The organism is Streptosporangium sp. NPDC006007 (assembly GCF_040614315.1).
GTDB lineage: Bacteria > Actinomycetota > Actinomycetes > Streptosporangiales > Streptosporangiaceae > Streptosporangium.
Window position 1 is genome coordinate 224,561 of record NZ_JBEXUG010000006.1, and the last position, 19,083, is coordinate 243,643.

A 19,083-nucleotide genomic window follows, 5' to 3' on the forward strand; every position below is an offset into this window, starting at 1 on the left:
CGGGTACACCGGACCGGCCACGCGCCCGCGCGTCCCTCACCGGAGCCGGACGCGCCCCGGATCCAGGGCGGCTCCCCGGCGGACGTCGCCGACGATGGGGTCCGCGGTCATGCCGGAACCAGTGCACGCGGTGTTGTTCGACCTCTCCGGGACGTTGACGCGGGCCGAAGCCGCCGAACGCCGGGTGGCCGCCGTACTGGCCGAGGCGGGGATCGCGCTCCAGGACGCGGACGGATCCCCGGGCGGGTCGCCCGGGGATCCGGTTATGGCGCCCCTCCGTGAAGGGGCGGCCTCGGCTGAACCGTTCCGCCTTCGGTGAGAGGCGCGCCTTACTCCTCACCCCTCTCCGAGGACGACGGCTGTCTCCTCCCACCGGGCTTAGGCCGAGGCGGAAGGCCCGGCAGCCGGCGGGACGGACGGCGAGGTGGTCGCGGTCTCCCGGACCGCCGGTTGAGGGCCGTACGGCCCTCAACCGGCTGGGAGAACGGTGCGGTTGCTCAGCGGGTTTCGGTCGGCTCAGCGGCTGCCGCCGCCTCCACCGCCGCCACCGCCTCCGCCGCCACCGCCACCACCGCCGCCTCCACCACCGCCGCCACCGCCTCCGCCTCCGCCGCCTCCACCACCGCCGCCACCGCCGCCTCCACCACCGGTCCTATGCCGGCAGTTCCGGTTGTGACGACAGGGTCCCGAGCTCACGAGGAAGGATGTGGAGCCGGCCGTGGTGACGGTCTGGGGTGCGCTGGAAGCGCTGGCGGACTCGGCCGGCATCGTCACAGGGGCGATGAGGGCGGAGGCCACCATTGCACCGGCAGCGAGAATCTGCTTGATCATGAGATCACTCCATGTCGTGATGGTTGCGCCCTGGGCGGTGCCTGGGCCACCGGATCATCGAATCGGCGCCTCGAAAAGACGTCGAGATGACGTGGAACTCAAACTCCACGCTAGTGAGAAAGACCTTGAACAGGTCACCCCAGAGAGGCAAAAGCCTCAATCCTGTCTGATTACCCTCCCAAACCCGTTGGTAACTAAAAGAGAATAAACCACTACTCTCTGCTACTAAAAACCCTGCCAACAGGGCATTGTCGACGCGGAATGCCACGCCCCTCAGGCCGTCACGGACGATCGGCCCACCACTCGACAGGGGTAAGGCAGATCCGGCGAGCACCTGAATTTCTCATTACGTTTTCACGCGCCCCGGAGGCGGCCGACTATTCGGCGCGCGAAATACATCGGAATCAAAGACTCGCCGAAAACGAGTTCCATTCCGCGGAGGGGACGGCCCGCACCGGAACGGGGCGCGGTAGAACGGGGCGCGGCGGCGTCACACCGGATCCGCCGTTCCTTTGAGGGGGTGACCCCCTAGGGGTATGTTACGGTCACGCTTCATACCCCACCAGGGTAATGAGAGGGGGAGAACCTCATGCGCACGACGGGCGCGTACGGCGCCGGGGACGCCCCCGGAGCCCGGGCGGGAGGCGACGGCCCGGACATCCACATCGCCCCCGGGGAGCCGTCCCGGCCCTGCGGTCCCCCCGGACTTACCGCACGGCTTCCCGGCGACTCCGGAAGCCGTGCGGCGGCCCCGACATCGGGCGGAATACGGTGGGGGGGTATGATGTTACCCAGGAAAGCACCTGACGCGCCGCCACCACCGCCACCAGGGGCGGGGCCGAGGCCGGGGTCAAGGAGAAGCCGGGCGCCGTCGCCCGCCCGCCCCGTTCCCGGCCCGCGCCGGCACGCGGTTCGACCTGCGGAAACGACATACAGGAACGATGTAAAGGAATACGGAGGGAATGATCTTCATGATCACCGTCGCATACACCGTCCGGGGCATGACCTGCGGCCACTGCGTCAGCTCGATCACCAAAGAGGTCGGCGAGGTTCCGGGGGTCACCGGGGTCGAGGCCGACCTGGCCACCGGCCTGGTGACGGTGAGCGGTGACGGCCCGGTCGACGACGACCGGGTCAGGGCCGCCGTCGAGACCGCGGGATACGAAGTGGTGAACCCGTTGTGAACACCTCCACCAAACTGGGGGCCTACCTCCTCGGCGTCGCCGTACTCTTCGGCGGGGCCATCGGAGCCGGCAGGGCGGTCGGGCCGACCGGCCCGCCCCTCCCCGCCGCCGGCGGGCACGGCACCCACACGACCCCCGCGGCGTCGGCCCCGGCGTCGACATCGCCTCCCGGCCTGACCACGGCCGGTCTCCCGGCTCCAGGAGGGCTCCAGGTGTCTCAGGACGGCTACACGCTCACCCCGCGGAGCACGACCCTCCGGCCCGGTGAGGCGACGGACCTCCGCTTCACCGTGACGGGTCCCGACGGCCGGCCGGTCACCGGCTACCAGGTTCAGCACGACAGGAGACTGCACTTCATGGTGGTCTCACGCGACCTGAGCGGTTTCCAGCACCTGCACCCGGAAGAGGCCGGGGACGGCGAGTGGTCGGTAAGGCTGACGCTGCCGGAGGCGGGCGCCTACCGGGCCTTCGCCGACTTCACCCCCCTGGGGGCCGGCGGGATGACGCTGGGCACGGACCTGTACGCCGCGGGCGACTACACGCCCAGGGCGCTGCCCCCCGCGAGCCGTACCGCGACCGTGGACGGATACACCGTCACCCTCGACGGCGACCTGGTCCCCGGCAGGTCCAGTAAACTGACTCTGACGGTCAGCCGGGACGGCAGGCCCGTCACCGACCTGCAGCCCTATCTCGGCGCCTATGGTCACCTGGTCGCCCTGCGCGCCGGAGACCTCGCCTACCTGCACGTGCACCCCGAGGGGGGACCGGGCGACGGCAGGACCGCCCCGGGCCCCGGCGTCACCTTCCAGGTCGAGGTGCCCAGCCGCGGTGACTACCGGCTCTACCTGGACTTCCGGCACGCCGGGACCGTACGCACCGCGGACCTCACCGTCTCCGCGAGACAGCACGAACCCCCCGCGCCGACCTCTCCCGCGACCCCCGCCCACGGGGCGGGACAGCACGACGAGCACACTCACTGACGCCGGTACGGCGCGAGAAAGGAGAAGCGATGTCCCCCCTCACCGATGACAGGCCGCCGACCTCCGGCGGCGAGGTCGAACTCTCGATCGGCGGCATGACCTGCGCGTCCTGCGCCGGCCGGATCGAGCGCAAGCTGAACAGGCTCGACGGTGTGACCGCGACGGTCAACTACGCCACCGAGAAGGCGAAGGTCGCCTTCGGCGCGGGGGTCGATCCGCGGGACCTGATCGCCGAGGTGGAGAAGTCCGGCTACACCGCCAGCCTGCCCGCCCCGCCACGGTCCGGCGGGCCGGAGGGCGCGGACGGCCGGGAGCCGCAGGACGAGCTGACCCCGCTCCGGCAGCGCCTGATCACCGCCCTCGTCCTCTCCGTCCCGGTCATCGCCATGGCGATGATCCCGGCGCTGCAGTTCACCAACTGGCAGTGGCTGTCGCTCACCCTGGCCGCACCGGTCGTGGTCTACGCGGGCTGGCCGTTCCACCGGGCGGCGTGGATCAACCTGCGCCACGGCACGGCCACGATGGACACCCTGGTCTCCATCGGCACCCTCGCCGCGCTGGGCTGGTCGCTGTGGGCGCTGTTCTTCGGCACCGCGGGCACCCCCGGCATGACCCACCCGTTCACGTTCACCATCGAGCGCACCCACGGCTCGGGCAACATCTACCTGGAGGCCGCCGCCGGGGTGACGGCGTTCATCCTGGCCGGCCGCTACTTCGAGGTCCGCTCCAAGCGCCGGGCGGGCGCCGCCCTGCGCGCCCTGCTGGAGCTGGGCGCCAAGGACGTCGCCGTACTGCGCGACGGCCGCGAGGTCCGCGTCCCGTCCGGCGAGCTCGCGGTGGGGATGCGGTTCGTGGTGCGCCCGGGCGAGAAGATCGCCACCGACGGCGTGGTCGAGGAGGGTTCCTCGGCCGTGGACGCCTCGATGCTGACCGGCGAGTCGGTGCCCGTGGAGGTACGGCCCGGTGACACCGTGGTCGGCGCGACCGTGAACGCGGGCGGCAGGCTGGTCGTCCGCGCCACCCGGGTCGGCTCCGACACCCAGCTGGCCCAGATGGCCGCTCTGGTGGAGGAGGCCCAGACCGGCAAGGCCCGGGTGCAGCGGCTGGCCGACCGGATCTCGGGCGTCTTCGTCCCGATTGTGATCGCGCTGGCCGTCGGCACGCTCGGTTTCTGGCTGGGCACCGGCAACGGGACCGAGGCGGCCTTCACCGCCGCCGTGGCGGTGCTCATCATCGCCTGCCCCTGCGCCCTGGGCCTGGCCACCCCGACGGCGCTGCTGGTCGGCACCGGCCGCGGCGCCCAGCTCGGCATCCTGATCAGGGGTCCTGAGGTGCTGGAGTCCACCCGGGCCGTCGACACCGTCGTGCTCGACAAGACCGGCACCGTCACCGAGGGCAGAATGACCCTGGTGGAGGTCGTCACCGCCGACGGCGAGGACGAGCGGGAGGTGCTGCGGCTGGCGGGCGCCCTGGAGCACGCCTCCGAGCACCCCATCGCCCGGGCCGTCGCCCGGGGCGCGGCCGACCGTGTGGGCGAGTTGCCGGCGCCGGAGGACTTCGGCAACGTCGAGGGGCTTGGTGTCCAGGGTGTCGTGGACGGGCACGCCGTGCTCGTCGGCCGTCCCCGGCTGCTGGCCGAGTGGTCCCAGCACCTGCCGTCCGAGCTGGAGCGGGCGCTGGAGACGGCGCAGGCCGCGGGCCGTACGGCCGTCGCGGTCGGCTGGGACGGCCGGGCCCGCGCGGTCCTGGTGGTGGCCGACACCGTCAAGCCCACCAGCGCCCAGGCCATCCGCGAGCTGCGCGCGCTGGGGCTGACCCCGGTGCTGCTCACCGGCGACAACGAGGCAGTCGCCCGGTCGGTCGCGGCCGAGGTGGGTATCGACGAGGTCGTCGCCGAGGTGCTGCCCGCGGGCAAGGTCGACGTCGTCAAACGACTGCAGTCGGAGGGCAGGTCGGTGGCGATGGTCGGCGACGGGGTCAACGACGCCGCCGCCCTCGCCCAGGCCGACCTCGGCCTGGCCATGGGGACCGGCACCGACGCGGCCATCGAAGCCGCCGATCTCACCTTGGTCCGCGGTGACCTGCGTGTGGCCGCCGACGCCATCCGCCTGTCCCGCCGTACCCTGCGCACCATCAAGGGCAATCTGTTCTGGGCCTTCGCCTACAACGTGGCCGCCCTGCCGCTGGCGGCGCTCGGACTGCTCAACCCGATGATCGCGGGCGCCGCCATGGCGTTCTCCTCGGTCTTCGTGGTCAGCAACAGCCTGCGGCTGCGCCGTTTCAGGTAGCGGTGGCCGATCCGGCGGACCGGGCTGCCCCGGCGGGTTCCGTGACGGCCGGGGATGTGCGCCGAGCGTCCGCCCCGGGATCACGGCGGGACCTCCCGGGTCCGGGAGGTCCCGCCGTCCCTCTCATGCCGACATGAGAGGGACGGCGGAATCATTCTTGATTCTGGATTTTACCCGGGAAACGGATTAAGTATCACTAAAGGTGACCATTGGCACGGGTATGTATACAGGCTCGCTGTTGCTGTCCGTCGTGGTCACGACGGCGCTCGCCTTCGCCTTCACCAACGGCTTTCACGACACCGCCAACGCGATGGCCACGTCCATCGTGACGGGCGCGCTGCGGCCGCACTCGGCCGTGGCACTCGCGGCGATCCTGAACTTCCTGGGCGCCTTCCTGTCCCTGCAGGTGGCCGCCACGATCGCCCAGGGCATCGTGGACGCCGGCGCGATCACCCTGACAGTGATCTTCGCGGGCCTGGTGGGCGGCATGGTGTGGAACCTGGTGACCTGGTACCTCGGTATGCCCACGAGTTCCTCCCACGCCCTCATCGGCGGGGTGGTGGGAGCGGCCTTCATCGCCGCGGGCGCCTCGGCCGTCAAAGGGCACGGGCTGCTGACGAAGGTCCTCATCCCGGCGCTCCTCTCGCCGCTGGCGGCCGGGCTCGTGGCGGTCGTCGGCACCTCCCTCGTCTACCTGATCACCAGGAACGTGCCCGAACGCATCCGTGACCGGGGGTTCCGGGTCGGGCAGATCGGCTCGGCGTCGCTGGTGTCGCTGGCCCACGGCACCAACGACGCCCAGACGACCATGGGGGTCGTCACGCTGGCGCTGATCGTCGACCACACGATCGGCGAGACGGCCTCCACGCCGACCTGGGTCGTGATGAGCAGCGCGGCCGCGCTCGCCCTGGGTACCTATGTCGGCGGGTGGCGGATCATCCGGACCGTGGGAAAGGGACTGACCGAGATCAGGAACCCGCAGGGATTCAGCGCGGAGAGCGCCTCGGCCGCGCTGATCCTGGCCGCCTCACACCAGGGGTTTCCGCTGTCGACCACCCAGGTGTGCTGCGGCTCCATCGTGGGCGCGGGGACGGGCAGGCGGCCCGCCGGGGTCAGGTGGGGCATGGTGGCCCGGCTGGTGGCGCTATGGCTGATCACCCTGCCGGCGGCCGCCCTGGTGGGAGCGGCCGCGTGGCTGGGCGCCCGGCTCATCGGCGGGGTACAGGGCGTCGCGGTGGTGTTCGTGATGGCGCTGATCATCGCCCTTGAGCTCTACGTGGCCGCGGACCTGAAACCGGTCAACGCCTCCAACGTCAACGCCGTGTGGAGGAGCAAGCCGGAGCCCTCCTCCGACGACACGGAGGCGACCCCCACCGAGGGGCCGACGTCGTGAACGACTACCTCGATCTGGACATCCTGTGGAAGGTCCTGGTGACCGGACTGGCCGGCGGCGCCGGGCTGGTCGCGGTGTACGCGCTCGGCCTCGCTGGACTGTCGGCCGCCGCCGGGAGGCGGCCCGGCGGCCACAGGCTGCCCGGGCTGCTCCTCGCGGGAACGTGTTTCCTGATCGTCGCCGCGGGGGTCGGCATGGGGCTGTACCTGATGCTGTCGAGATGAGCCGTTCGGAGAATCTCAGTGATCCTCTTTCCTGATTCATCAGCATCTGCCCCGGCGAACCGGGGGCTTACGTCGCCTCCACAGGCGTTTAGCGTCTCCGGGGAACTACCCGGCGACGTGAGGCTATGCCGCGTGCCGCTCGAAGTTCATCGCCGCAAGGAGGTTCCGGGCGGCGTTGACGTCGCGGTCGTGCTCGAGACCGCACCCGCACGTCCACACCCGGTCGGCGAGTGTGAGCCCGGCGTTGATCGTGCCGCAGTCGCCACACAGTCTCGAGGAAGGGAACCAGCGGTCGGCCGCCCACACGCTCGAGCCGTACCACTGGCTCTTGTACTCGAGCTGGCGAAAGAACTCGCCGAACCCGAGATCGCCGATCGCCCGCGACAGGCGCCGGTTGGACATCATGCCTTCACCAGCTCGAGGCAGAAGTTCTCGACCACCCGCGACAGCCCGGCATGCGCGCCCATGAGGGCGCGCTGCTCGAGCGTCGGCGCGAGCTCCACTCGGAAGCCTTGACGGACGGTCATCCGGCTGCCGCGATGGCGTCGAGCCCGGCACGCGCCCGGCGGCTGGCGGATCGGCGGCCGTACAGGCGGGCGCAGAACGAGGTGAGGACCTCGGTCATGTCCCGCACGAGGTCGTCTTCGACCTCCGCGTTGCCGATGACGACGACGCGACGGCCGGTTGCCGCGAGCGCGGCCGACAGGTGCTCGAGCCCAAACCGGGTGAGCCGGTCGCGGTGCTCCACCACGATCACAGTGGCGGACGGGTCCCGCAGCAGGCGGGCCAGCTTCGGGCGTTTACCGTTCAGCCCGGACCCGATCTCGGACACGACTTCGGAGATCGCCAGTCCCATGCCGGTGGCTGCGGCGACGACCCGCCCGGCCTGCCGCTCGAGGTCGGCTTTCTGGTCGGCGCAGGAGACCCGGCAGTACGCCACCGCGCGACCCGCCGGATCGGCCATCGGCTCGAGCACGAGGTACCGGCCGGTGGCGGTCTTGGTCACAGGGACGGGCATCTTCCCGTCTCGCGCCCACTGCCAGGCGGTCTGGTAGTGGACGCCGTTCCGCCGCGCCCATTCTGAAAGCTTCACGGATTGATTATCGCAGAGAAAGACTAATGAACACTGATGATTCAGCTAACAGCTAACAACCCCCGGCGCTCTCCCGCCGCTTCCGGGTACGGGGGTAAAACCGCGGCTATGATCGTTCCAAAGAGGTCGATCGGCCCGCGTACCGGCCTACCGGCCCGGTAGCCGGCGGAGGGCCGGTGGTCGCGGCGGAGGAGAGACGATGTCAGGTCAGCAACCGGCACCGGCGGGAGTCGACCCGAACGTTCCCAGCTCCGCGCGCATCTACGACTACGCGCTGGGCGGCAAGGACAACTACGCCGTCGATCGTGCCGTCGCGGAGAAGGTCTTCGCCCTCGCCCCGGAGATGCCGGTGATGGCCCGGCGGAACCGGGAGTTCCTCGGCCGCGCCGTACGCTATCTCGCCGCGGAGGCCGGCATCCGCCAGTTCCTCGACATCGGCTCCGGGCTGCCCACCCAGTGGAACGTTCACCAGGTCGCCATGGAGACGGCACCGGAGGCCAGGGTCGTCTACGTCGACTACGACCCCAGTGTCGTCACCCACGGTGACGCGCTCGTGGCCACGACGGACAACGTGGCCTTCATCCGCGGCGACCTCCGCGAGATCGACGACGTCCTCGGCCATCCCGGCCTGCGGCGGCTCATCGACTTCGACCAGCCGGTGGCCGTGCTGCTGGTCGCCGTCCTGCACTTCGTCCCCGACGCCGAGGACCCGCACGGCACGGTGTCGCGGCTGCGGGAGATCATGGCACCGGGCAGCCATCTGGCGATCTCCCACGTGACCCCGGACCCGCATCCCGAGGAGACGGCTGAGCTCGTCGAGGTCTCCACCCGGGCGGGCGCCCCCTGGGTGGCCCGCTCCCACGCCGAGGTCATGGAGTTCTTCGGCGGGTTCGACCTGGTCGAGCCCGGCCTGGTCACCGCGCCCGAGTGGCGTCCCGGTATCACCAGGAAGGTCAATCCGGAGAAGATGTGGGTGCTGGCCGGAGTCGGCCGCAAGCCCTGCCCCGTCCGCGCACCGGAGACGCCGGGTGACCGGCGTCCGCGGAGCGGGCTGCGGACGTCCCGTGGCTGAGCGCAGGCGCGGCCTGCCCGCGCCCGAGACCCGCACGACCGTCCGATCCGAGGACTGGGACAGCGAGGATCTCTCAGGACAGGAGCACAGCGGGGTCGCCTTCGTCGACGTGGACATGACCGAGGCGTCGAGCCGGGGCGCGGTCTTCTCCGAGTGCACCTTCCGCGAGGTCCGGTTCAACGCGTCGGCGCACTCCGACACCGCGTTCGTGAACTGTGTCTTCACCAGGTGCGCGTTCTTCGACGCCACACTCACCGGGTGCAAGTTCGTCGGCAGCGCGTTCCACGACTGCACCTTCGACCTGTTGAGGGTCGACGGCGGGGACTGGTCGTTCACCGGACTGGCCGGGGCCGACCTGCGCCACGCCTCCTTCCGCGGGGTGCGGATGCGCGAGGCGGACCTCGGCGGGGCCCGCTGCGCGGGGGCGACGCTTCGCGAGGTCGACCTGTCCGGCGCCTGGCTGCACAACGCCGACCTGTCCCGCTGCGATCTGCGCGGCAGCGACCTGTCCTCGCTTGACCCGCTCACCGCCACGCTGAAGGGCGCGGTCATCGACCTTCGGCAGGCCGTCGTGATCGCCACCGTGCTGGGCCTGGAGGTACGCCCCACCTGAGACACGCCCCGTCCCACGGCCGCGCCGGCCGTATCGTCCGTACCGGCCGGTCGCCGGAATGGCGCGACGACCGCACGGCACACGGAAGACACCGGGTCGGCTTAAGCGCGTTTCCGATGATTTAGACGCTGTTTCTGATAACAGATCAGTAGGACAGTCTTGTCACGAGCAACATACGCTACGTGATCTCGGGCACGCTGATCAGGTCAGATGCGACGCGGGAGGCGAGATGTACGGTGAGCACGACCCCACTCACGACCGGCGCACAGGGACACCCCACCGGGGCCGGCGGCCGTACGGTGAACCGGCGGAGCGGGCCCCCGGCCCCGTGGAACGTCACCCGGCTCCGCCGCCGGCACCCGCCTCGGATCCGGCCTACGGCACCGCCGACGACCCCTTCGCCTACGGGTCCTGGATCAACGTCGAGGTCCGGCCGCCAGGACCGCCGTCCCGGCACCCGGCGCCGAAACCGCCGCAGTGGTCGTGGCCGGAGACGTCCCGCGACCGCCTGCTGCGGTCCGCGTTGATCCTCGGGTTCCTCGCGGCCGCCGGTGTCGGCGTCTGGACGTCCGGCTGGACGCCGATGTCCAAGCCGTCCGGGGTGGGCGCCGCGGCGCCCACCACACCGTCGCGGACGGGCGACCGCGGCGGGACGCCTCCCCCTGCGACGGGCGGACCGGCCGCCGCCTCCGCCGTCCCACCCGCCCCCTCGGAGAGACCCGCCCCGTCGGAGAGGCCCGCGCACAACCCGGCGGCGAGGCCGTCCCCGCCGCCCGAGCGGCCCCGTACCCGCCCCGTGACCACCCCCCACAGGGGGCGGGACGATCGGCGGCGCGACGGGCGCGGCACGCCGGATGCCGTGCCGGAGACCGTGCCGGAGCATGTGAGGAGGCCGGGGGCCGAGGGGACCGGGTCCTCCCCGTCGCGGAGGCCGGAGACCGCCCAGCCCCGGCCGCGGGTATCCCGGGGTGGAGACGGAGCCCGTCGAAACGCCGGATCCGGCCGGCTCGGAAGGACGGAGCGCCCCCGCCCCGCCCCCGTTCCCCGGGGGAGGGCCGACGGCGCGGACCGCGATCCCGCGCCGGAGGCGCACGAGGAGCGCGACTCCGGAGGCGCCGGGCCGTCCACCACCGCGGGTGGGGGCGGCACCCCGCCGGGCACCGGCTCCGCCGTCACCATCGACGAACGGCTCAGCGCCACCTACGCCTGCCGGCATCTGCGGCCGGACGACTGGCGCTACGCCTACTGCGTCACCGCGTGGAACGAGTACAGAAAACGTATCGGCCTGCCTTGACATCCCCTGCCGCGTCCACGCCGCGGCGCTCACCCCGGCGAATGACAGCCGGGACGGCTCTCCCTATGATGGGCAACATGGTTGTCGAAACAGCGGGGCAGGGGGACGGCCGTGCCGGGTGACCCTCCGGGCTTCGAGCTTCCGCTCCTGCTCTTCCTCGGTTTCCGGGTTCTCATCGACGACCTCCACGCCGAGCTCGCCCGTCAGGGGCACCCCGACCTACGGCCGATGCACGGCTTCGTGCTGCAGGCGATCGGCTCCGGCGGCACGACCGCCGTCGAGCTCGGCCGGCGGCTGGGCGTCTCCAAGCAGGCGGCCGGCAAGACGGTCGACACCCTGGAGCGCCTGGGCTACGTGGAACGCGGCTCCGACCCCTATGACGCCAGGCGCAAGGTCGTACGGCTCACCGGGCGCGGCGTCGACAGCCTGGTGTGCTCGGCCCGCGTCCTCGACGACCTGCGGGGCCGGTGGGCCCGCGCCCTGGGGGAGGAGCGCCTGCGCGCGCTGGAGGCCGACCTGCGCGCGGTGACGCCGGCGGACCTCTTCCGGCTCGACGTGCCGGGCTGGTTCGGCGGCTACTGACACACCCGCGCGGCCTCCGGACGGGGCCCCTGGCAGGAGGACCCGGCGTGGTCAGCGCGGCCAGGGGTGGGACGGCGGGGTCAAGACCGCCATCGGGCGGCCCCGCATGCCCAGCCGTTCGTAGACACCGATCGCCGGGTGGTTGTCGGTGTCGACCATCAGGGCGACCCTGCCGTGCCCGGCCGACAGCGTGTCGAAGACGAACCTGCACACCCGTTCCCCGTATCCCCGGCCACGGTGGCCGGGAGCGGTGGCCACCCCGGCGACGAACCCGACCTGCGGGCAGGACCAGGCGTCGGCGGCCGTCGCCACCAACCTCCCGCCGGCCGCCCGGACCCCGGCCCACCGGTGGATCCCCGGCAGGCCCGGCACCGCCCAGGCCGACGGGGACGCCTCGGCCAGCAGGCCGGACACCTCCTCGTCGGCGTCGCGCAGCCAGCTCACCTCTCCGGGCGCGCTCCGCCTGCCGGGCGCCTCCGGCGCGGGCGGGTGGGCCGTGTCCATCCACTCGAACGCCCCCACCCACTCCGCCCCGGGCACCTGTACGGCCAGCTCGGCGATGAGCGCCCGGTCGCTCAGCAACCGGTACGACGGGCCGATCTCGGGCAGCGCCCGCCGGAGCACGGCGGCCACCTGGCCGGCGGGCCCGCGGACCACCAGGCGGTCGCGGCGGTTCAGCTCCGGGCTGGCCACCGCCACCGCCTCGCCCAGCGCCCACGCCCGCACCCCGTCGCGCATCCCCTGCGCGGCCCACATGATCAGCGTGTCGTCACCACAGGCGGCGGCCACGTCCGCGGCCGAGGTCAGTTCCACGCGCCGCTCAGAGGATCGCACCGGGGGCGTACGCCGCGGCCGCCGGATGGCGGGCGACGACCTCGCCGATCCGCGCCACGACCGCCTCCACCTGCTCGGCCGCCGCACCGGTGAAGGAGATCCGCTCGTCCAGCAGTTCCCGCAGCGCGGCGTGGTCCAGCGGGAACCGCCGGTCGGCCGCCAGCAACGCGACCAGCTCGTTGCCCGCTCCCCGCTCGCGCATCGCCAGCGCCGAGGAGACCGCGTACTCCTTGATCAGCTCGTGGGCGCTCTCCCTGCCCATCCCGGCCCGCACCGCGGCCATCAGCATCTTGGTGGTCGCCAGGAACGGCAGGTAACGGTCCAGCTCGGCGGCGATGACCGCGGGGAAGGCGCCGAACTCGCCCAGCACCGTCAGCACCGTCTCCACCAGCCCGTCGAAGGCGAAGAACGCGTCCGGCAGCGCCACCCGCCGCACCACCGAGCAGGACACGTCACCCTCGTTCCACTGGTCTCCGGCCAGCTCCCCCACCATGGAGGCGTATCCCCGCAGAACCACCGTCAGGCCGTTGACGCGCTCGCAGGAGCGGGTGTTCATCTTGTGCGGCATGGCCGAGGAGCCGACCTGCCCCGGGGCGAAGCCCTCGGTCACCAGCTCGTGCCCGGCCATCAGCCGGACGGTCTTGGCCAGGGAGGAGGGGGCGGCGGCCAGCTGCACCAGCGCGGTGACCACCTCGTAGTCCAGCGACCGGGGGTAGACCTGCCCGACGCTGGTCAGCCGGTGGGTGAACCCCAGGTGCCCGGCGATCCGATCCTCCAGCAGCGCCAGCTTGGCCCGGTCGCCGCCCAGCAGGTCCAGCATGTCCTGGGCGGTGCCGACCGGCCCCTTCATCCCCCGCAGCGGGTAGCGGGCGATGAGCTCCTCCAGCCGGGCGAAGGCCACCAGCAGCTCGTCCGCCGCGGACGCGAACCGCTTCCCCAGGGTGGTCGACTGGGCGGCCACGTTGTGCGAGCGGCCGGCCATCACGGTGCCCGAATGCTCGGCGGCCAGCTCTCCCAGCCTCGCCAGCAGCGCCACGCACCGGTCGCGGACCACCAGGAGGCTGTCGCGGATCTGCAGCTGCTCGACGTTCTCGGTCAGGTCCCGCGACGTCATGCCCTTGTGCACGTGCTCGTGCCCGGCCAGGGCGTTGAACTCCTCGATACGGGCCTTGACGTCGTGGCGGGTGACGCGCTCGCGTTCGGCGATGGAGGCCAGGTCCACCCGCTCGACGACCTTCTCGTAGTCGGCCACGGCCCCCTCCGGCACCGCGACGCCCAGCTGCGCCTGCGCGGCCAGCACCGCCAGCCACAGGCGGCGCTCGGCCACCACCTTGTACTCGGGAGACCACAGACGGGCCAGCTCCGCCGAGGCGTAGCGGGCGGCCAGGACATTGGGGATACGCGGCTTGGCAGTCACGTTGCCTCAGTCTATTGCGGCCGGCGGACACGACCGGCCGGGGGTGCCGCACGGCCGGCCGCCGTACCGCGCCGCGGGGCGACGGGGTACGGCGGCCGGCCGTGGCGGACCCGGTACGGGTTCCCGGCTCACCCGGGGTCAGCGGACCGGAGCCGGCCTCCCGCCGTCGAGGGAGGCCGCCCCCGCCTCGTGCCCACCGGTACGGGGCGTGCGGCGGAACCGCTCCTTGACCCGCTCCAGCGTCACGTACAGCGTGGGCACCAGCACCAGCGTCAGCAGCGTCGACGACAGCAGTCCGCCGATGACCACGATCGCCAGCGGCTGGGAGATGAACCCCCCGGAACCGGTCAGGCCCAGAGCCATCGGGACCAGCGCGAAGATCGTCGCCACCGCGGTCATCAGGATCGGCCGCAGTCTGCGGCGGCCCCCCTCGATCACCGCCTCCACGATGCCCATCCCCTGCTGCCGGTACTGGTTGATCAGGTCGATCAGCACGATCGCGTTGGTCACCACGATGCCGATCAGCATCAGCATGCCGATCAGGGCCGGCACGCCCAGCGGGGTGCCGGTGGCCAGCAGCAGCCCGATGGCGCCGGTGGCGGCGAACGGCACCGAGACCAGCAGCACCAGGGGCTGGGCGAAGCTGCGGAACGTCGCCACCATGATCATGAAGACGATCGCGATGGCCGCCAGCATCGCCAGCCCCAGCTGACCGAACGCCTCGGCCTGGTCGGCGCTGACGCCTCCGACGGTGAGGCTCGCCCCCGCCGGCAGCGACAGGCCGTCCAGCTTGGCGGTCAGCTCCGCGGTGACGGCGCCCAGGTCGCTCGCGGTCGCCGTACCCGACACCGTCGCGCTGCGCTCCCCGTCGATCCGGGTGACCTGCGTCGGCCCGTCCACCTTGACGACCTTCGCCACATCCGACAGTGCGACCGTCTTGGCCCCGGCCGGCAGCTTCAGCCTGCGGATCTCCGCGAGATCCTCCGGCGCGTCGCCGGTGCGCAGGATGAGGTCGTCGGCACGTCCGTCCAGGGTGATCTGACCCAGCGTGGCGCCGCGGAACACCTGCGCCACGAACTGCCCGATCTGCGCCTCGGTCAGCCCCTTGGCCGCGGCCTTCTCCCGGTCCACCTGGATCTCGACCCGCTCGGCGCCGGCCTCCAGGTTGGAGGAGACGTCCCGCAGGCCGGTCAGGCCGGACATCGCGCCGCGCACCATCTCGGCCGCGCTCCGCAGCGTCGCGGCGTCCGACGCCTGCACGACGACCTGGAGCTGGTTGGTCGAGCCGCCGCCGGGGCCGCCCTGCGAGCCGCCGACGGTGATCTCCCCGGCGTCCGGCAGCGCCTTGAGCCGCTCGCGCAGCGCGTTCTCCAGCGCGGGGGTGTCCGTCCCCTCGGCGACCGTGACCGAGTAGGAGGCCCGGTCGCCGCCACCGCCCATGGCTCCCATGAACCCGCCGGCTGAGCCCAGGTTCACCTGGTAGGACTCCACGTCCTTCAGGGAGCCCAGCACCTCCTCGACCTTCTTGGCCGCCGCGTCCGTCGTCGCCAGGTCGGTGCCGGGAGGCATCTTCTGGCTGAGGGAGATGGTGTTCTGCCCGGAGGAGTCGAGGAAGTTGGTCTCCAGGCGCCCGGCCAGGCCCATCGTCCCGACGAAGATCACTATGCCGATCAGGACGGTGATCAGCCGCCGCCTGGTCGCGAACCGCAGCACCGGCAGGTAGGCGCGCTGCAACGGGCTGCGCAACTCCTTGGCCTCGGCCTCCTCCCGTACCCGGAGCGCCTGCTCCCCGGTCAGGACCGGCGCCTTCAGGAACCAGTAGGCCAGCACCGGGATGACCGTCAGCGACACCAGCAGCGAGGCCAGCAGCGCCACCGTCACGGTGACGGCGAACGGGGCGAACAGCTGCCCGACCATGCCGCCGACCACCGCGATCGGCAGGAACACCGCCACCGTCGTCAGCGTCGAGGCCGTCACCGCGCCGCTCACCTCGCGCACCCCGGCCAGCACGGCCTCGCGCTTGGCCTCGCCGTATCCCAGGTGCCGCTTGATGTTCTCCAGGACCACGATCGAGTCGTCCACCACACGGCCGACCGCGATCGTCAGCGCCCCCAGGGTCAGCATGTTGAGCGAGTAGTCGCCCAGCCACAGCGCGATCAACGCGATGACCACCGACAGCGGGATGGACACCGCCGTGACGAGGGTGGAGCGGACCGACAGCAGGAAGACCAGGATGACCAGCACCGCGAAGACGAGGCCCAGCAGGCCCTCGGTGGTCAGGTCCTCGATCGAACGTTCCACGTACGGCGCCTGGTCGAAGACCACCGTCACCTCGGAGGCGTCGCCGATCGCCCGGCCCAGCTCCGGCAGCTTCTCGCGTACCGCGTGGGAGATCGCCACCGCGTTGCCGTCGGGGGTCATGGTGACCGACACCCCCAGGCTCGGCCGGCCGTTGGTGCGGGTCAGCGAGGTGCTCTCGGCCGGAGACCGCTTGACCTTGGCGACATCGCCGAGCTTGACCGGCTTAGGAGGCTTGACCGGTCGCGGGGCCGCCTGCCCCTGCTGCGCCTGCGGGCTCTGCGCGGCCCCGGCCGTACGGCCCGGCTGCGACGGCGCCTGCTGCTGGGCCTGCTGCGGCGCCTGGGCCGCGGCGGGCGGCAGGTAGATGTTCCTGAGATCCTCCAGCGAGGTGATCCGGTTGCCGACCTGCACGGTCAGCGACGTCTTGTCCTCGGTCAGGCCGCCCACCGGGATCGGCCGGCCGTTGGCGCGCAGCGCGTCCGCCACCGCCGTGGGCGCCAGCCCCCGGGCCGCGAGCTTCTTCAGGTCCGGGGTGATCACCACGGTCTCGTCCCGCGCACCGGTCACCTTGGCCTCGCGCACGCCGGTGATTCCCTGTAGCTCCGGCACCATGACCCGCTCAAGCCTGTCGGCCACGGCCCGTTCGTCGTCACCGGCGCCCACCGCCAGCACCAGCACCGGGATGTCGTCGGTGCCGCCGGCCAGAACCTGGGGGTCCACCCCGTCGGGCAACCGGGTGCCGATCCGCGACACCGCCTGCTGCATCTTGCCGACCGCGGCGTCGATGTCCGTGCCGTACTCGAACGCGACCCGGACCTGTGACATCCCCTCCGTGGAGGTGGAGGTCACCTCGTTGACCCCCTCGATGCCCTGGAAGCCGTCCTCGATCGGCTTGGTGACCTGCTCCTCGACGATCTCGGGGGAGGCTCCCGGATAGGGGGCGACCACGAACGCCCCGGGGAACGAGAGCGAGGGCAGCAACTGTTGTTTCAGCGAGGGGATCGTGAAGGCGCCGAAGGCGCTCAACACGACCGCGATCATTATGACAAGGCTGCGGTTGGCAAGGCTCAACCTGGCCAGGGCGGTCATGGGGGCGGACTCCTAGGGGGATGTCACGATAAGTTTCGCTTAGACTAACACTTCGCCTTATACGAATATTTAACGACATCGAACCTTCCTGATAACCTTCTCAGGAAGCGAGAGGTGAGCGTGGACGACGAACGTGACCGGCTGATCGACCGGATCGGTGAGACGCAGCGGGACCTCGGGCGATTCCTCGCCCAGCATCACCCCCCGTCTCCGCTCTTCGACTCCAACCTCACCCTGCGCCAGCTCAAGGTCGTCATGATCCTGTCCTCCCAGGACTCCGCCTCCGGCCAGGACCTCTCCCACCACCTCGGCGTCGGCCTCGGCACGGTCACCGGCATCGTCGACCGTCTTGTCGGCCACGGTCTCGTCACCCGCCGCGAGGACCCCAACGACCGCCGCATCCGCCGCGTCGAGCTCACCCCCGCCGGACACGCCCTCACCGAACGCATCGCCGACGCCGGCCTCGACGGCTTCCGCCGGCTCCTCGGCCTCCTCGACACCCCCACGCTCCGCGACCTCTCCGCCGTCCTCGGCAAGATCCAGGTAGCCGCCGCCACCCTCCACCCGGCGGCACCACCCTCCCAAAAGGTAGGATGATAGGTTCGCCGACATGCCGTCCGCATACCTTGAGGATCTCTTCGGCCTCAACGACCGCGTCGCCCTCGTCACCGGCGGCAGCTCCGGCATCGGCCGGGCCATGGCCGAGGCCCTTGGCCGCGCCGGAGCCGCGGTGGTCGTCGTCGCCCGCCGCCGTCCCGAACTCGCCGACGCCGTCCGGCTGCTACGAGCCCACGGCATACGCGCCGACTCCATCAGCGCCGACCTCGCCGACCCCGGCGACGTCACCCGCGTCTGCCGCCGGGCCCCCACCTTCTTCGGCGACATCGACATCCTCGTCAACAGCGCCGCCAACAACATCCGCCGCCCCATGGCCGACCTCACCCCCGGCGACTACGCGCAGACCATCGCCGTCAACCTCACCGCCCCCTACCTCCTGGGCCAGCACTTCGGTCCCCGCATGGCCCGGCGCGGCTGGGGCCGCATCATCAACGTCGGCTCCCAGCAGTCCATCAGCGCCTTCGGTGACAGCGGCGCCTACGGCATCTCCAAGGCCGGCGTCACCGGCCTGTCCCGCTCCCAGGCCGAAGCCTGGTCCGCCCGGGGTGTCTGCTGCAACACCGTCGTCCCCGGCTTCGTGCTGACCCCCCTCACCGAACCCGCCCAGGCGGTCCCCGGCCGTGTCGAGGCCCTCGCGGCCCGCTCCATGACCGGCCGTAACGGCGTCCCCGCGGACTTCGCCGGCATCGCCGTCCTCCTCGCCGGCCGGGCCGGCGCCTACCTCACCGGCCAGACCATCTGCGTCGACGGAGGCTTCTCCGTCCACTGATCGCGCACTTGACATCCTCTCCTCCCTGAAGGGAGGAGATTCCCACGGTCGCCCGCGGGGTTTCCTGCTTCACCGCCGGTCGCCCGCCGAGGAGGTCTCCCCTTGAGGTCTTACACCAGCTCCACAGGCGTTTCACCTCTCCGCCAGCCCGGCGGCGAGAATGTTGATCGCGGCGTTCACATCCCGGTCGTGGACGGCGCCGCAGAGGCAGGTCCACTCCCGGACGTTCAGCGGCATGGACGGGGCGATGGCTCCGCACACCGAGCACAGCTTGGAGGAGGGAAACCACCGGTCCACCACGACGAGTCCCCGCCCGTACCAAGCGCACTTGTACTCCAGCATCGACCGGAGCTCCCGCCAGGAGGCGTCCGAGATCGCCCGCGCCAGACTGTGGTTTTTCACCAGATTGCGGACGGTGAGGTCCTCGATCACGACCGTTTGGTTCTCACGGACGAGACGAGTGGTGAGCTTGTGCAGATGATCGCGGCGACGGTCGGTGAT

General features: G+C 71.5%; 20 protein-coding genes. 12 read left to right on the forward strand and 8 right to left on the reverse strand.

Annotation, left to right across the window (positions count from 1 at the left end; genetic code table 11):
* Positions 1-109 precede the first annotated feature (109 nt).
* Positions 110-319: a hypothetical protein gene (locus ABZ194_RS07685; protein WP_355593477.1), complete on the forward strand. Its 210-nt coding sequence runs from the start codon at positions 110-112 to the stop codon at positions 317-319.
* A gap of 178 nt (positions 320-497) precedes the next feature.
* Here the strand turns inward: ABZ194_RS07685 and ABZ194_RS07690 are convergent, their stop codons facing one another.
* Positions 498-632 carry a hypothetical protein gene (locus ABZ194_RS07690; protein ID WP_355593479.1) on the reverse strand — a complete coding sequence of 45 codons (135 nt, stop codon included), beginning with the start codon at positions 630-632 and terminating at the stop codon, positions 498-500.
* Positions 633-1,802: 1,170 nt separating this feature from the next.
* Between ABZ194_RS07690 and ABZ194_RS07695 the strand changes: the two genes are divergently transcribed.
* The 5 genes from ABZ194_RS07695 to ABZ194_RS07715 all read left to right on the forward strand — a co-directional run bounded on the left by ABZ194_RS07695 (position 1,803) and on the right by ABZ194_RS07715 (position 6,900).
* Positions 1,803-2,015, forward strand: a complete 213-nt coding sequence (locus ABZ194_RS07695) for a heavy-metal-associated domain-containing protein (RefSeq protein WP_355593482.1) — start codon at positions 1,803-1,805, stop codon at positions 2,013-2,015.
* Complete coding sequence (locus ABZ194_RS07700) at positions 2,012-2,995, forward strand: hypothetical protein (protein WP_355593484.1); 984 nt, start codon at positions 2,012-2,014, stop codon at positions 2,993-2,995. The genes ABZ194_RS07695 and ABZ194_RS07700 overlap by 4 nt, the downstream gene beginning before the upstream one ends.
* A 29-nt stretch (positions 2,996-3,024) precedes the next feature.
* Entirely contained in the window at positions 3,025-5,283 is a 2,259-nt protein-coding gene (locus tag ABZ194_RS07705; protein ID WP_355593486.1) for a heavy metal translocating P-type ATPase, read from the forward strand.
* Between the two features lie 238 nt (positions 5,284-5,521).
* The gene (locus tag ABZ194_RS07710) at positions 5,522-6,676 is read left to right on the forward strand and encodes an inorganic phosphate transporter (RefSeq protein ID WP_355593488.1); all 1,155 of its coding nucleotides are present in this window, start codon (positions 5,522-5,524) and stop codon (positions 6,674-6,676) included.
* Entirely contained in the window at positions 6,673-6,900 is a 228-nt protein-coding gene (locus ABZ194_RS07715; protein WP_355593490.1) for a hypothetical protein, read from the forward strand. The genes ABZ194_RS07710 and ABZ194_RS07715 overlap by 4 nt, the downstream gene beginning before the upstream one ends.
* A 123-nt stretch (positions 6,901-7,023) precedes the next feature.
* On the opposite strand, the gene ABZ194_RS07720 is transcribed toward ABZ194_RS07715, so the two are convergent.
* The 3 genes from ABZ194_RS07720 to ABZ194_RS07730 are packed head-to-tail and all read right to left on the reverse strand — an operon-like array spanning position 7,024 to position 7,993.
* On the reverse strand, positions 7,024-7,305 hold the full coding sequence (locus tag ABZ194_RS07720) for a zinc ribbon domain-containing protein (protein ID WP_355593492.1): 282 nt from the start codon (positions 7,303-7,305) through the stop codon (positions 7,024-7,026).
* Positions 7,302-7,403, reverse strand: coding sequence for a hypothetical protein (locus tag ABZ194_RS07725; RefSeq protein WP_355593494.1), 102 nt, complete (start codon positions 7,401-7,403; stop codon positions 7,302-7,304). Before ABZ194_RS07725 ends, ABZ194_RS07720 begins: the two co-directional genes overlap by 4 nt.
* A 20-nt stretch (positions 7,404-7,423) precedes the next feature.
* Positions 7,424-7,993: an IS607 family transposase gene (locus ABZ194_RS07730; protein ID WP_355593496.1), complete on the reverse strand. Its 570-nt coding sequence runs from the start codon at positions 7,991-7,993 to the stop codon at positions 7,424-7,426.
* A 199-nt stretch (positions 7,994-8,192) separates the two neighbouring features.
* Between ABZ194_RS07730 and ABZ194_RS07735 the strand changes: the two genes are divergently transcribed.
* The 4 genes from ABZ194_RS07735 to ABZ194_RS07750 all read left to right on the forward strand — a co-directional run bounded on the left by ABZ194_RS07735 (position 8,193) and on the right by ABZ194_RS07750 (position 11,554).
* Positions 8,193-9,065 (forward strand): SAM-dependent methyltransferase, encoded by an 873-nt coding sequence (locus ABZ194_RS07735; RefSeq protein WP_355593498.1) that lies wholly within the window; start codon positions 8,193-8,195, stop codon positions 9,063-9,065.
* A complete protein-coding gene (locus tag ABZ194_RS07740) occupies positions 9,058-9,678 on the forward strand; it encodes a pentapeptide repeat-containing protein (protein ID WP_355593500.1) in 621 nt (206 codons plus the stop codon). Before ABZ194_RS07735 ends, ABZ194_RS07740 begins: the two co-directional genes overlap by 8 nt.
* Before the next feature lie 229 nt (positions 9,679-9,907).
* Positions 9,908-10,972 (forward strand): hypothetical protein, encoded by a 1,065-nt coding sequence (locus ABZ194_RS07745; RefSeq protein ID WP_355593502.1) that lies wholly within the window; start codon positions 9,908-9,910, stop codon positions 10,970-10,972.
* A 111-nt stretch (positions 10,973-11,083) separates the two neighbouring features.
* The gene (locus tag ABZ194_RS07750; RefSeq protein ID WP_355593504.1) at positions 11,084-11,554 is read left to right on the forward strand and encodes a MarR family transcriptional regulator; all 471 of its coding nucleotides are present in this window, start codon (positions 11,084-11,086) and stop codon (positions 11,552-11,554) included.
* 51 nt (positions 11,555-11,605) lie between these two features.
* On the opposite strand, the gene ABZ194_RS07755 is transcribed toward ABZ194_RS07750, so the two are convergent.
* The 3 genes from ABZ194_RS07755 to ABZ194_RS07765 all read right to left on the reverse strand — a co-directional run bounded on the left by ABZ194_RS07755 (position 11,606) and on the right by ABZ194_RS07765 (position 17,195).
* On the reverse strand, positions 11,606-12,367 hold the full coding sequence (locus ABZ194_RS07755) for a GNAT family N-acetyltransferase (RefSeq protein WP_355593506.1): 762 nt from the start codon (positions 12,365-12,367) through the stop codon (positions 11,606-11,608).
* A 7-nt stretch (positions 12,368-12,374) separates the two neighbouring features.
* Entirely contained in the window at positions 12,375-13,805 is a 1,431-nt protein-coding gene (purB, locus tag ABZ194_RS07760) for an adenylosuccinate lyase (protein WP_355593508.1), read from the reverse strand.
* Between the two features lie 138 nt (positions 13,806-13,943).
* Entirely contained in the window at positions 13,944-17,195 is a 3,252-nt protein-coding gene (locus ABZ194_RS07765; protein ID WP_355593510.1) for an efflux RND transporter permease subunit, read from the reverse strand.
* Positions 17,196-17,309: 114 nt separating this feature from the next.
* On the opposite strand from ABZ194_RS07765, the gene ABZ194_RS07770 reads away from it, so the two are divergent.
* Complete coding sequence (locus tag ABZ194_RS07770) at positions 17,310-17,792, forward strand: MarR family transcriptional regulator (RefSeq protein WP_355593512.1); 483 nt, start codon at positions 17,310-17,312, stop codon at positions 17,790-17,792.
* A gap of 13 nt (positions 17,793-17,805) precedes the next feature.
* Positions 17,806-18,582, forward strand: a complete 777-nt coding sequence (locus tag ABZ194_RS07775; RefSeq protein ID WP_355593514.1) for an SDR family oxidoreductase — start codon at positions 17,806-17,808, stop codon at positions 18,580-18,582.
* 132 nt (positions 18,583-18,714) lie between these two features.
* On the opposite strand, the gene ABZ194_RS07780 is transcribed toward ABZ194_RS07775, so the two are convergent.
* Positions 18,715-19,083: RNA-guided endonuclease TnpB family protein (locus ABZ194_RS07780; protein ID WP_355593516.1), on the reverse strand; the 369-nt coding region annotated here is incomplete at its 5' end.